Annotated in this window: 10 protein-coding genes; 8 read left to right on the top strand and 2 right to left on the bottom strand. The window is 69.5% G+C overall.

Going from position 1 to position 12,936, the window contains the following annotated elements; translation table 11 throughout:
- Positions 1 to 91 precede the first annotated feature (91 nt).
- Genes FHX42_RS04095 through FHX42_RS04105 form a run of 3 tightly spaced genes read left to right on the top strand, consistent with a single transcriptional unit; the run spans position 92 to position 2,700 of the window.
- On the top strand, positions 92 to 775 hold the full coding sequence (locus FHX42_RS04095) for an MBL fold metallo-hydrolase (RefSeq protein ID WP_182542795.1): 684 nt from the start codon (positions 92 to 94) through the stop codon (positions 773 to 775).
- A 21-nt stretch (positions 776 to 796) separates the two neighbouring features.
- Positions 797 to 2,065: a histidine--tRNA ligase gene (gene hisS / locus FHX42_RS04100; protein WP_182542796.1), complete on the top strand. Its 1,269-nt coding sequence runs from the start codon at positions 797 to 799 to the stop codon at positions 2,063 to 2,065.
- Positions 2,065 to 2,700, top strand: a complete 636-nt coding sequence (locus FHX42_RS04105; protein ID WP_182542797.1) for a hypothetical protein — start codon at positions 2,065 to 2,067, stop codon at positions 2,698 to 2,700. Before hisS ends, FHX42_RS04105 begins: the two co-directional genes overlap by 1 nt.
- A gap of 46 nt (positions 2,701 to 2,746) precedes the next feature.
- On the opposite strand, the gene FHX42_RS04110 is transcribed toward FHX42_RS04105, so the two are convergent.
- Positions 2,747 to 4,090, bottom strand: coding sequence for a YibE/F family protein (locus tag FHX42_RS04110; protein ID WP_182542798.1), 1,344 nt, complete (start codon positions 4,088 to 4,090; stop codon positions 2,747 to 2,749).
- Between the two features lie 9 nt (positions 4,091 to 4,099).
- Complete coding sequence (locus FHX42_RS04115; protein ID WP_182542799.1) at positions 4,100 to 5,116, bottom strand: hypothetical protein; 1,017 nt, start codon at positions 5,114 to 5,116, stop codon at positions 4,100 to 4,102.
- Positions 5,117 to 5,676: 560 nt separating this feature from the next.
- Here FHX42_RS04115 and aspS point away from each other — a divergent pair.
- The 5 genes from aspS to FHX42_RS04140 all read left to right on the top strand — a co-directional run bounded on the left by aspS (position 5,677) and on the right by FHX42_RS04140 (position 12,910).
- Positions 5,677 to 7,494 (top strand): aspartate--tRNA ligase, encoded by a 1,818-nt coding sequence (aspS, locus tag FHX42_RS04120; protein WP_182542800.1) that lies wholly within the window; start codon positions 5,677 to 5,679, stop codon positions 7,492 to 7,494.
- Between the two features lie 243 nt (positions 7,495 to 7,737).
- On the top strand, positions 7,738 to 8,943 hold the full coding sequence (locus tag FHX42_RS04125) for a phosphotransferase family protein (RefSeq protein WP_182542801.1): 1,206 nt from the start codon (positions 7,738 to 7,740) through the stop codon (positions 8,941 to 8,943).
- A gap of 351 nt (positions 8,944 to 9,294) precedes the next feature.
- Positions 9,295 to 9,669: a hypothetical protein gene (locus tag FHX42_RS04130; RefSeq protein WP_182542802.1), complete on the top strand. Its 375-nt coding sequence runs from the start codon at positions 9,295 to 9,297 to the stop codon at positions 9,667 to 9,669.
- 208 nt (positions 9,670 to 9,877) lie between these two features.
- Positions 9,878 to 11,398, top strand: a complete 1,521-nt coding sequence (locus FHX42_RS04135; protein WP_182542803.1) for a SulP family inorganic anion transporter — start codon at positions 9,878 to 9,880, stop codon at positions 11,396 to 11,398.
- Positions 11,399 to 11,548: 150 nt separating this feature from the next.
- Complete coding sequence (locus FHX42_RS04140) at positions 11,549 to 12,910, top strand: replication-associated recombination protein A (protein ID WP_182542804.1); 1,362 nt, start codon at positions 11,549 to 11,551, stop codon at positions 12,908 to 12,910.
- The last annotated feature ends 26 nt before the right edge of the window (positions 12,911 to 12,936 follow it).

The following is a 12,936-nucleotide window of genomic DNA, read 5'->3' on the forward strand; positions in this document are numbered from 1 at the left end:
CCTGTTCGGCCACACCTGGTACGCCTTCCCGGCCACGGGGTTTCCGCACGACCGGACTCAGGTGCTCTCGGTCAACGAAAGGTCGCGCTCGGTGCTTGTCGTCGGATTCCCGGTCGGGCAGTTGCAAGCGAACTGTTATGTGCTCGCCCCGGCCGAAGGTGGTCGGTGCGTCGTGGTGGATCCGGGCCAGGAGGCCGTGGACGCGATCACCGAGCGACTCGAACAGCACCGGCTCTCGGTCGCGGGCATCCTGCTGACCCACGGACACTTCGACCACGTCTTCTCGGCCGCCGAGCTCGCCCGTACCCACGACGTGCCGGTGTGGCTCCATCCCACGGACCGCTACATGCTCGCCGACCCCGGCGCCGCGCTCGGCCCCCAGGGCCGCCAGCTCTTCGACGGTGTGACCGTCAGCGAACCCCACGACGTGCGGGAGCTCGCCGAGGGCTCCGTGCTGGAGCTGGCCGACATCCGGTTCGACGTCACCCATTCCCCGGGCCATACCGGCGGGTCGGTGCTGTTCGGCGCCGAGAGCGACGAGGGCGGGCAGCTCCTGCTGTCCGGGGACACCCTGTTCGCCGGCGCCATCGGACGCACCGACCTGCCCGGCGGGGACCACGAGCGGATGATGCGCACGCTGCGCGAGCGGATCCTGCCGCTGCCGGAGGAGACCGTGGTGCTGCCGGGCCACGGACCGACCACGACCATCGGGCGCGAACGGGCGAGCAATCCCTTCCTGCAGGGACTGGACGTGCCCGTCGACCCCAGCCTGTGACGAGGACTGCGACAAGCACTCATGAGCACTTTCACCGCCCCCAAGGGCATTCCCGAGTACTACCCGCCGAGATCCGCGGACTTCCTGGCCGTGCGCGACACGCTGGCCGACGCGGCCCGTCGGGCCGGCTACGGCTACATCGAACTACCGCTGTTCGAGGACACCGGTCTGTTCGCGCGCGGCGTGGGTGAGTCCACCGACGTCGTCAGCAAGGAGATGTACACCTTCGCCGACCAGGGTGGACGTTCGATCACCCTGCGCCCCGAGGGCACGGCCGGGGTCATCCGCTCGGTCATCGAGCACGGCCTGGACCGCGGGCAGCTGCCGCTCAAGCTCTACTACAGCGGCGCGTTCTTCCGCTACGAGCGGCCCCAGGCCGGGCGCTACCGGCAGCTCCAGCAACTGGGGGTCGAGGCGATCGGCGTCGACGATCCGGCGCTGGACGCCGAGGTGATCGCCGTCGCCGACGAGGGGTACCGCAGGCTGGGCATCACCGGTCACCGCATCGAGCTCACCTCGCTGGGCGACGCCGACTGCCGTCCCGAGTACCGGGCGAAGCTGCTGGAGTTCCTGCGCGGGCTGCCGCTGGACGAGCCGACCCGGCAGCGTGCCGAGCTCAACCCGCTGCGGGTGCTCGACGACAAGCGCCCCGAGGTCCGCGAGATGCTCGCGGACGCACCGCTGATGGCCGATCACCTGTCGGCCGCCTCCAAGGAGCACTACGAGCGGGTCAAGACGCACCTGAGCGACCTCGGGGTGGCCTTCACGGAGAACCCGTGGCTGGTGCGCGGGTTGGACTACTACACCAAGACCACCTTCGAGTTCGTCCACGACGGCCTCGGTGCGCAGTCCGGCATCGGTGGCGGGGGCCGGTACGACGGGCTGATGGCCGAGCTGGGAGGTGCCGAGCTGTCCGGCATCGGCTTCGGCCTCGGACTCGACCGCACCCTGTTGGCCTGCGAGGCCGAAGGGGTGACCCCGGCCGGACAGTCCCGGTGCGAGGTCTACTGCGTACCGCTGGGCGAGGCCGCCAGGCGGCACCTGGTTCGCGTGTCCGGAGACCTGCGGAAATCCGGCACGCGCGTGGAGGTGGCCTACGGCGGCAAGGGGCTCAAGGGCGCGATGAAGTCCGCCGACCGCTCCGGTGCCCGGTTCGCGCTGGTGGTCGGGGAGCGGGACCTGGAGTCCGGAACGGCCCAGCTCAAGGACCTCTCCAGCGGGGAGCAGCGCACCGTGGCGCTGGACGGCGCCGCGGACGAGGTGCGGGCCGCGCTGGAGGCGTCCCCCTGATGAGTGACCAGGAGACGGTTCCGCTCGACCTGCTGGAGCGTTCCGCCGTTCGCAAGCGGGCGCGCAACGTCGGTGTCGCCGCGATCGTGTTCGGAGCCGCCTTCGGCGGTGTCGTCGGAGTGCTCGCCGGCCCCGTCGGTTTCTTCAGCACCCTGGTGATCCTCGCCCTGCCGCTGCTGCTGTTGTCCTACGCCGAGTCCCGCAAGACCTATTGGCTGCGGGGCACCGAGGTCGCCGCCCGCGCTTTCGGCACTCGCGCGGTCGAGCTGAGCACCGCGGAGAAACTCAACGTCGTGGTGACCGACCTGCGCGGAGCGCGGACGGTGAGCCTGCTGGTCAGCGGGCCGCCGAAGAACAAGGCGCTGAACGTGGCCGTGGCGATGTACGCGGGTACCGGTGGCAAGGAGCTCGGGATCTACTCGCTGCGGCGGCTGGCCGACGCGTTGGCCAGCACCGGCGACACGCGGGCCCTCGTGCTCTCGCAGCTGCTGGTGGCTCAGCTCAAGGCCGAGGCCCGTGGCGACGCCGCCGCGGACCGGCCGCTGTACCGGCTCGCCTCGCTGGCCCCCCAGGGCAGGATGGCCCAGCGGCTGGATCCCGACGACGTCTCCCGCTTCGTCACCACCCTGGAGTGAATTTCGCGAAGCGGCTGCGCCGCTTCGCGAAAAGCTGCTCCGAGAGTCAGCGGCGTTTGCCGCCGAGCGTGGTCAGGGTGGCTCCGGTCTGTGCTGCTCGCCGCACGCGCTCGGCCACCGTGGTCCTCCGCGCCGGAGTCGTCGTGTCGTCCTCGCGCAGGGCGATTCCGGCCGCGATGGCCGTCGTGATCGGGACGGCGGCGATCAGGCCGATGCTGCCGACGAGGGTGCGTACGGCTTCCTGCGCCACGGCCTGGGAAGTGACGATGTCGGTGAAACCACGCCCGGACAGGCTGTAGGCCAGCAGCAGCGGCAGCGAGGCGCCCGCGTAGGCCAGCACGAGGGTGTTGACCGCGGAGGAGACGTGGTCCCGCCCGATGCGCAGTCCCGCCGAGTACAGCCCGTGCCACGACAGGTCCGGGTCGGCCTTGCGCAGCTCCCACACCGCGCTGGTCTGGGTGACGGTGACGTCGTCGAGCACGCCCAGCGCGCCGATGACGATCCCGGCCAGCAGCAGCCCCCTGGTGTCGATGCCGGTGCCCAGCGCGCCGATCAGGGTGGAGGTGTTCTCGTCCAGGCCGGTGAGATCGGTCAGCGCGGAGAACAGGATGCTGAGCGCGCCGATCAGGCTGAGGCTGAGCAGCGTTCCCAGTACGGCGGTGGACGTGCGCGCGGAGAAGCCGTGGGTGAGGTAGAGGACCGTGAACATGATCATCCCCGCGCCCACCACGGCGACCGGCAGCGGCGGCTCTCCCGCGAGGATCGCCGGAAGGACGAAGCCGACGAGCACGGTGAAGCTCAACCCCAGCGCGACCAGGGCGGCCAGCCCCTGCCACCGTCCGAGAACGAGGACGGCGACGGCGAAGACCACGGCGAGAACCACCATGCTCGTGCCACGCTGAAAGTCCACGATCTGGTACGAGCTCGCCCTGGTCGGGTCGGCACCGGAGTGGGACAGCACCACGGCGTCACCGGCCGCGAACTTCGGTGTTCCCGGGGCGGCTGGGATGACCTGCTCGATGGTCCTGCCCGCGGCGGGACCGCCGTCCAGCCGTACCCGCAGCCGTAGGCAATCCCCGTCGCCCGCGGACGATCCCGTGGAGCCGCTGGTACAGGAACCCCGGTTCGAGGAAAGCACCTTCCCCTCGACCGGAGCCTTGCCGCCGTAGCCGAGGGTGGGCTCGCTGCGGAGGTGTTGGCCGAAGGGGTAGAAGACTCCGACGCCGACGAGCGCGGCGAGGGCGAACGGTGCGAGTACCAGGGCGAGCAACCGCCGGACGCGGCGAGAAGAGGCCTCGGCCTTCCCGTGGCCGTGCGCGTGACTGTGGCCGTGCGCGTGACTGTGGCCGTGCGCGTGACTGTGGTCCGTCGGAGGAGCACCGTGTGTCACGGGATCATCTTAGGACGCGTTTGTTCCGGTGTGGACAGACGCCGGTTCCCACCGGACGCAGCAGGACCCGAGCCCGAAATCGAGGGCCACGGCGTGCGCGCGGCCCTGCGGATCCACCACCAGGGACCTGGGTGTGCCGATCTCGCTGCCGTCCGGGCGGGTCAGGTAACTCTCGCAGCGCAGCGGAGGACTCTCGGGAGCGAACCGGAGGTCGACCAGGTACTCGCGGACCGGAAGGCGAAACCGTCGGGAGTAGGTGTGGTCCTGTTCGGTGCCGCGCAGCCCCCCGGCGGGGTGCTCGACCTCGTACTCCATCAGCATCGTCTCACCGCGTTCCAGCGGACGGTCGAACAGCAGCTCCGCGACCACGACTCCGCGCGTGTGGTCGGTGAGGACCTGGCCCAGGCGGCAGGAACGGAGCGCGCTGACGGTCGGCGGCGCGACATCGGTGCCCGCGCTGTCGAACACGGTCACCCAGCGGTCCACCCCGCCGCGCTCGGCCCGGACGAGTTGGCGGGCGTGGACTCCGCGCTGGTTCCCCAGGGCGTCGATGGAGACGGTGTCGTGCTGACTGAGCCGGGTGAGGTTGCTGTCGGGGCTGGTGTCGACCCTGGCGAGCAACTGGGCCGCCGCCGTGCTGTCGGACCAGAGGCTGGTCAGCGGAGGAGCTCCGGTGTCGCCCCGCGAGCGTCCTCGTGGCCGTGGTGGCCCCAGCAGCGCGGAGAGAGCGTCCTCGGGGATGCTCAGCACGTTCTCCAGGTGCCGCACCGCCAACAGCGAGTCCGGGCGCTCGGGGCGGCGGCGTCCCGACTGCCAGTAGCTCAGCGCGGTGATGCTGACCGGGACGCCCCGGCGGTGCAGGCGGTACCGGATGCGTTCCAGGCTGAGTCCGCTGGCTCTGATCGCGGCGCGCAGCGCCACGTCGAACGGGCCGGTACGCAGGAGTTTCGTCAGTTCCGGAGGCAGCGCAGGAGTGCGCCGCGAATGCGCTGGCGCGGGCTCGGCCGCGGATTCCTGACCGGGCATCGTGGACTCCTCGTCCTGGCGGAGCGGGAAAACCCACGCTAGCGATCCCCGTCTCCGGGTGCAATGCCTCGCGCGGCGAGGATTTTCCCGGTTTCGAGCGAAACTGAGTCCTCCCGGTTTCGCGCGGAACCGGATTTTCCAAGTGGCGGATAATCCACAAGGGGAACGATTGTCCACGGATGCGCGGATTCACCGGTGCGGGAAGACAATCGCGTCCGTAGCGTTTTCACCATGAGTGGTGTCGAGGAAAGTTCCACGAAGGCAACGAGAACGACTCCGGGAGTGACGCCGGGAACGTCCCCGAGGGGGCGCTGCGAGCGTCACCAGCACGCGGCCCTGCCGCGCCGGTCTTCGCGCGGCCCGGTGGCCGGAGGAGGGCCGAGCGGGGTGTCCGTGAACCTCCGAGCGGGGAAACCTGCTGGACGGTCCCGCGACGACGTTGGATAACCTGGATACTCCGAGGTTGTCGGCAGCAGGGTCGCCGACTGGACACGCACCGGCGTCGAGAGTTCGCCGGCAGGTCCTTACCCGTGTTCGCAGCGAAGAGGAGAGCATTACCCGTGATGCGCACGCATGAGGCCGGATCGCTCGGCGCCGGCCACGCAGGGCAGTCCGTCACCCTCGCAGGGTGGGTGGCGCGTCGCCGCGATCACGGCGGAGTGATCTTCATCGATCTGCGTGATGCCTCGGGTGTGGCCCAGGTGGTCTTCCGCGAGGGCGAGATGGCCGAGCGCGCCCACCGGCTGCGTGCCGAGTTCTGCATCCGCGTCACCGGCGAGATCGTGCGCAGGCCGGAGGGCAACGAGAACCCCGAGATCGCCACCGGCGCGATCGAGGTGACCGCCACCGAGCTGGAGGTGCTCTCGGAGTCGGCGCCGTTGCCGTTCCCGCTGGACGAGCACCTGGAGGTGGGCGAGGACATCCGGCTGCGGCACCGCTACCTCGACCTGCGGCGCGCCGACCCGTCCCGGATCATCCGGATGCGCAGCGAGGCCAACCGGCTGGCCCGCCGGGTGCTGGAAGAACACCGCTTCGTCGAGGTCGAGACGCCGACCATGACCCGTTCCACGCCGGAGGGCGCGCGCGACTTCCTGATCCCGGCCCGGTTGCAGCCGGGCAGCTGGTACGCGCTGCCGCAGTCGCCCCAGCTGTTCAAGCAGCTGCTCATGGTCGGTGGCCTGGAACGCTATTACCAGATCGCCAGGTGCTACCGCGACGAGGACTTCCGCGCCGACCGGCAGCCCGAGTTCACCCAGCTCGACGTCGAGATGAGCTTCGTGGACTCCGACGACGTCATCGAGGTCAGCGAAGGCATCATGGCGAGGCTGTGGAGCGAGCTCGCCGACCACGAGATCCCGCGCCCGATCCCGCGCATCTCCTACGCCGAGGCGATGGCTCGGTACGGCAGCGACAAGCCGGATCTGCGTTTCGGGGTGGAACTGACCGAGCTGACCGAGTACTTCAGCGAGACTCCGTTCCGTGTTTTCCAGGCTCCCTACGTAGGTGCCGTGGTCATGCCCGGCGGTGCCGACCAGCCGCGCCGCCAGCTCGACGCCTGGCAGGAGTGGGCCAAGCAGCGCGGAGCCAAGGGGTTGGCCTACGTGCTGGTCGGTTCCGACGGCACGCTGTCCGGTCCCGTGGCCAAGAACCTCTCCGAGTCCGAGCGTGAGGAACTGGCGAAGACCGTGGGCGCTTCCCCCGGGGACTGCGTGTTCTTCGCGGCGGGTCCGCGGTCGTCCTCGCGCGCCCTGCTCGGCGCGGTACGCCTGGAGATCGGTCGGCACTGCGGTCTGATCGACCACGACGCCTGGTCGTTCGTCTGGGTGGTGGACGCACCGATGTTCGAGGCGGCCGCCGACACCGACGACGTCGCCGTCGGATCGAGCCGTTGGACGGCCGTGCACCACCCGTTCACCGCTCCGAACGAGGAGTGGGCCGAGTCCTTCGAGCAGGACCCCGCCAACGCACTGGCCAATGCCTACGACCTGGTGTGCAACGGTAACGAGATCGGCGGCGGCTCGATCCGCATCCACCGCACGGAGATGCAGGAACGGGTCTTCGAGGTGCTCGGCATCTCCGAGGAACAGGCCAAGGACAAGTTCGGGTTCCTGCTGGAGGCCTTCAAGTACGGCCCGCCGCCACACGGTGGTGTCGCCTTCGGCTGGGACCGGATCTGCATGTTGCTGGCTGATGCGGAATCGTTGCGCGAGGTCATCGCCTTCCCCAAGAGCGGTGGCGGATTCGACCCGCTGACCGGTGCACCCGCCCCGATCACCCGTGAGCAGCGCAAGGAAGCGGGTGTGGACGCCAAACCGGCCACTCCCAAGGAGGACAGCATCTCGGTCGAGCCCCAGGGCATGGTCGAAAAGCAGGGCTGAACGAGATCCACCCGGCCACGGCGAGGACGTCGTGTGCAACCCGCGGGGCGGGTTTCGACGTCCTCGTCGGGCGGAAGTGTGCGTTGATCTTGGAGTTGCCGGCTCGCTCGCGTCAGCGTACCGGTGGAAGGTGGCGGCGCGACCGTCGAGAACACCGAACGCGTACATACTGTGACCAGCCGTGTGTCACTTGACCGGTCAGGCCCGCGTGAAGCCGGGCGGTGGGAGTATGGTCTGGAGACGATGAGCGTGGAAATCACCACCGGTCCGCCGGAGGTTCGCGTCCCCGCGAGCACAGCGGTGACCGATACCCGCAGCACCGCCGAAGCCGTACTCACCAGCAGGATGGGAGCCACGGTCCGGCTTGCCGATCCCGAGGACCTCGGCGGTAGCGAGCGCTCGGCGGTCATGCGCGTACGGGTCGCCGAAACCCCCTTCGAATTACCGCGCACCCTCGTGGTCAAGCACTACGGTGCCCGCGAGGAGTCCCAACGCTGTGACCCGTTCGCCCACGAAGCGGCGAGTTGCCAGCTCGCCACGGCACTGCCGCCGGAAATCCGGGTCGGCCCCGAACTCATCGCCCAGGACAGTGACCAGCGGCTGCTGGTGCTGGAGGACCTCGGACGGGGTTCCACCCTGGCCGACGTGCTGTTCGCCGACGACCCCCGTGTGGCCGAGCGCTCACTGCTGGCGTGGGCACGGGCACTGGGGCGCCTGCACACGACGATGGCGGGCCGTGAGGCCGACTTCGACGCCCTGATGCGCCGGCTCGGAGCCAACTCCTGGACCGATCCGGTGGCCGACGACATCCGGCGTTCGTTGAGCGAGCTGCCCGAGCTGCTGGAGCAGTCGATGGGCCTGTCCACCCCGGATGCGATGGCCGACCGGCTGGAGGGCGCCGCCCAGCTGCTGGGGCCCACCAAGTACCGCTCGTTCAGCCCCTCCGACGTCTGCCCCGACAACAGTCTGGTGACCGGCAACGGCGTGCGGTTCCTCGACTTCGAGTGGGGCTGTGTGCGGGACATCGCCCTGGACGCGGCTTATCTCCAGTTCCCGTTCCCGTCGTCGTGGTGCTCGTACGCGATGCCGGAGAACCTGGCCGAGAGCATGTTGGCCACGTGGCGCTCCGAGGTCGTGGAGGTCTGGCCGGACCTGGACGACGACGAGGTGCTGCGGCCCAGGCTGCTCGACGCCCAGATGTTGTGGGTGTGGGTCTCCACCTGGTGGTACCTGCCGCGCAGTGGCCAGACGGACATGCCCATCGACGCGCACATGCCCTCGCCCAGGCGCAGTACCGCGTTGGCCGATCGCTGGCAGCGGCTGCGTGCCGACGCGGAGGCCGCGGGCATCGACGAGGTCGGCGAGTACGCCGATCGGATGGTCAACGCGCTGGTGGAGCGGTTCGGCTCCGGAGCGCTCGAGCTGCGCCCCTACCCGGCGTTCCGCTGAGCGGGACTCTCGCCTCGTGGTGGGTGGTTGATCCCGCCTGCCGCGAGGTAATGAACTGTTCCGGAACACCCGGACGAGTGAATTTTTTTCCAGAATGTGGGAAAAGTGACGCGGGGGTCGCCCCGACGGCGTATTCGTATGGCTTTTCGTGCATCTCATCGGGGTAGCGGTACGTGACTCGTGGTGTTCGCATTAACATTTCTTCATGTTTGCGGCATCGATCACATGGTACTGATTTTCTCGTCTTGTATCGTGGAGGAAACAGCGGGTTCACCATCGAGAAACCTGCGATGACAACAGTGGGCAGGGAGCACTGCTGGTGGTAGCCAGCTCGGATTCCCGGAGGTGTTGGTGCGCGGTCGAGCCAGGGGGGCCACGAGAGCGGGGCTGTTCCTGCTCTTCGCGGTCCTGCTGGCCATGCTCGCGCCGCTGAACGCCTCCGGTGAGAGGTCCACGGCCTACCGGGCAGGCGGTGTCTGCGAGCACAATGAACACCGCGAATCCGAGAAGTTGCGTGCGCGGGCGCCCAGTGTCGCCGCCACGCGGCGCGGCCATGAGCGAGGTTCGCGCCGCTGGGCGGCGCTGGTCGAGCGGGTTCAACACCTCCGACGCGTTCGCGCCGGGCGCCGGGCGAAGGCCAGGACGGCTCCGAGAGCGAGCAGGCTCGCCTTCGGGTGGATGAGATCCGCGCACTCGAGATCCCACCTTCAGGTGTATCGAACCTGATCCGCACCGCGCTCGGCACCGTCGGCCCCCGAACCCCGCGGTGCCGATGCCGTCGCGTCGATTCGTTCGACCGTTTCGGAAGGCCGTGATAACGGGTGCGGCTCCGACGTCACCCGAACACGGTTTCATCGACTTTCCTCGCACGACCGTGAAACCCGCACTGCGATGACGCCGCGGGTCTCGTCGTGCTGACTCGACGGAGTGAATCGTGACAACACAACTCGAATCGCCCCGCCCGGCGGCGGACCGCTCTGGCAGCGGCCGGCCGCGACCGACCAAGGAGAGTCTCGGCGCCGACGTGGCCGCCTCCTTCGTGGTTTTCCTGGTCGCGTTGCCGTTGTGCGTCGGCGTCGCCGTCGCCTCGGGCGTTCCGGCCGAACTGGGCATCATCACCGGCGTGGTCGGCGGCCTGGTGGTCGGCTTCCTGCCCGGCAGCACCATGCAGGTCAGTGGACCGGCGGCCGGGCTGACCGTGCTGGTGTCCTCGACGGTGGCCGAACAGGGATTGGCCATGCTCGGTGTCATCGTGCTCGGCGCCGGCCTGTCGCAGATGCTGCTGGCGGCGACCAAGCTCGGTACCTGGTTCCGTGCGATCTCGCCCTCGGTGGTCAAGGGGATGCTCGCCGGGATCGGGCTGGTGCTCATCCTGGGCCAGATCTATCCCGTCGGTGGGCTCGAGCAGCCCACGAGCACCGGGGACAAGTTCGCAGGCATCCCCGGTCTGCTGACCACGATGGTGAGCACCCCGGCAGGGATCAGCGGACTGGGCATGACCGTGCTCACCCTGCTGATCATGGTCTTCTGGGGCAAGGCGCCCCAGCGCGTGCGGATCGTGCCCGCCGCGCTCGTGGCCGTGGCCGGGGCGAGCCTGCTCTCGACCGTCCTCGACCTGCCGCTGAGCACGATCCAGGTCGGCTCGTTGTTCGAGGCGGTCAACGCGCCCTCGCTGGGTTCCTTCAGCGGACTGACCGACACGGCCGTGCTCGGTGCGATCCTGACCTTCGCCCTGATCGCCTCGTGCGAGAGCCTGTTCAGCGCGGCCGGGATCGATCAGATGCACGACGGTCCCAAGACCAACTACAACAAGGAACTGATGGCTCAGGGCGTGGGCAACTCGGTCTGCGGCCTGCTGGGCGCGCTGCCGCTGACGGCGGTGATCGTGCGTAGTTCGACGAACCTGCGGGCCGGTGCGCGTACCAAGCTCTCGCGAATCCTGCACGGCGTCTGGATGCTGCTCTTCGTGGTCATGTTGCCGGGCGTCCTGTCCTTCATCCCCAAGGCGGTGCTGGCCGCGCTGCTGCTGCACGCGGCCTGGAAGCTGATCGCACCGGGGCAGGTGGCCGAGCTGGCGCGCACCCACCGGTCCGAGGCCTACATCGCGGTGATCACCGCCGTGACGATCGTGGCCACCGATCTGCTGGTGGGCACGTTGACCGGCCTGGGCCTGGCGATCATCAAGGCCGCCTGGGAGATGTCGCGGATGTCGATCGACTCCGACAACGCCGACGACGAGGTCCGCGTCGAGCTCTCCGGCAACGCCTCGTTCCTGCGGCTGCCCCGGTTGTTGAACCACCTGGAGAGCCAGCCGCCGACCGGCCACGCCCACGTGGACCTCAGCGGGGTGCGACACCTCGACCTGGCCAGTCGCCAGGCGGTCGAGAGCTGGGCGGCGCAGCGCCGTCGCCACGGCGGAACCGTGGAGGTGTCCCTGCCCGAACACGCGGGATGACCGCACCCCTTCGGCGGTGGTTCCGGTGGTTCGTGCGGTTTCGCGCGAAACCGTCCGAATGCGGTTTCGCGCGAAACCGCACCACCGCGTCCCCGGGGCACCGCACCCGCGAGCGGTGTCCCGTCGGTGGTGCCGGGTAGCGTCGGGACCGTGAGTGACGGCCTGTTCGAAGAAGGTTTGTTCGGCGCCTCCGCCGAGGATCGTGCCGGCGAGCGGATCGCCGAGAACGCGCCGTTGCCGGTGCGGATGCGGCCTCGCTCGCTGGACGAGATCGTCGGCCAGGACGACCTCCTGGGGCCCGGAGCCCCCCTGCGCCGGCTCGTGGAGGGTGCGGCTCCCGCCTCGGTGCTGCTGCACGGCCCCCCGGGCACCGGCAAGACGACCCTGGCGGGGCTGGTCTCGCAGGCCACGGGACGGCGCTTCGTGGCACTGTCGGCACTGTCGGCGGGAGTCAAGGAAGTCCGCTCGGTGATCGAGCAGGCCCGCCGGCGGCTCGGCCACTCCGGCGAGGACACGGTGCTGTTCATCGACGAGGTGCACCGGTTCTCCAAGACCCAGCAGGACGCGCTGCTCGGCGCCGTCGAGGACCGCACCGTGCTGCTGGTGGCCGCCACCACGGAGAACCCGTCCTTCTCCGTGGTCTCTCCGCTGCTCTCCCGCTCGCTGATCCTCCAGCTGCGCAGCCTCGACGCCGACGACATCCGCGGGCTGGTGCGTCGTGCGGTGACCGAGGAGCGCGGTCTGGGCGGAGCACTGCGGTTGGACGCCGACGCCGAGGAGCACCTGGTCGCGCTGGCCGGTGGCGACGCGCGCCGTGCGCTGACCGCGCTGGAGGCCGCCGCGGAGTCGGCGAGCTCGACCGGGGCCGACGTGATCGACCTGCCCACCGTCGAGGCCACGGTCGACAAGGCGGCCGTGCGCTACGACCGCGACGGTGACCAGCACTACGACGTGATCAGCGCCTTCATCAAGTCCATCCGGGGCTCGGACGTGGACGCCGCACTGCACTACCTCGCCCGCATGATCGAAGCGGGGGAGGATCCGCGCTTCATCGCCCGGCGACTCGTGGTGCACGCCAGCGAGGACATCGGCATGGCCGACCCGACCGCGATGCAGAGCGCTGTCGCCGCGAGTCAGGCCGTGCAGTTCATCGGAATGCCCGAGGGACGACTGCCGCTGGCGCAGACCACCGTGCACCTGGCCACGGCCCCGAAGTCCAATTCGGTGATCACGGCTGTGGACGCCGCGCTCACCGACGTCCGCGCGGGCAAGGCGGGCATGGTGCCGGCACATCTGCGCGACGGGCACTACTCCGGCGCGGCCAGGATGGGCAACGGACAGGGCTACCAGTATCCGCACGAGAAGAGCGAAGGCGTGCTCGCCCAGCAGTACCCGCCCGACGAACTGGTCGGTCGCGACTACTACGCGCCGACCCAGCACGGAGCCGAGCGCACGTTGGCCGACCGCGTGCCGAAGCTGCGAGGCATCGTGCGGGATGATGCACGCCAGTAGAGCTTCGGCGTCGAAGGAGGTTGCTG

This window comes from Halosaccharopolyspora lacisalsi (assembly GCF_014137975.1).
In the GTDB taxonomy this organism is placed as follows: Bacteria; Actinomycetota; Actinomycetes; order Mycobacteriales; family Pseudonocardiaceae; genus Halosaccharopolyspora; species Halosaccharopolyspora lacisalsi.

Coding starts and splice junctions, on each gene's coding strand:
- hisS (WP_182542796.1), top strand. CDS start 797: ATGAGCACTTTCACCGCCCCCAAGGGCATTCCCGAGTACTACCCGCCG.
- FHX42_RS04115 (WP_182542799.1), bottom strand. CDS start 5,116: ATGCCCGGTCAGGAATCCGCGGCCGAGCCCGCGCCAGCGCATTCGCGG.
- FHX42_RS04125 (WP_182542801.1), top strand. CDS start 7,738: ATGAGCGTGGAAATCACCACCGGTCCGCCGGAGGTTCGCGTCCCCGCG.
- FHX42_RS04105 (WP_182542797.1), top strand. CDS start 2,065: ATGAGTGACCAGGAGACGGTTCCGCTCGACCTGCTGGAGCGTTCCGCC.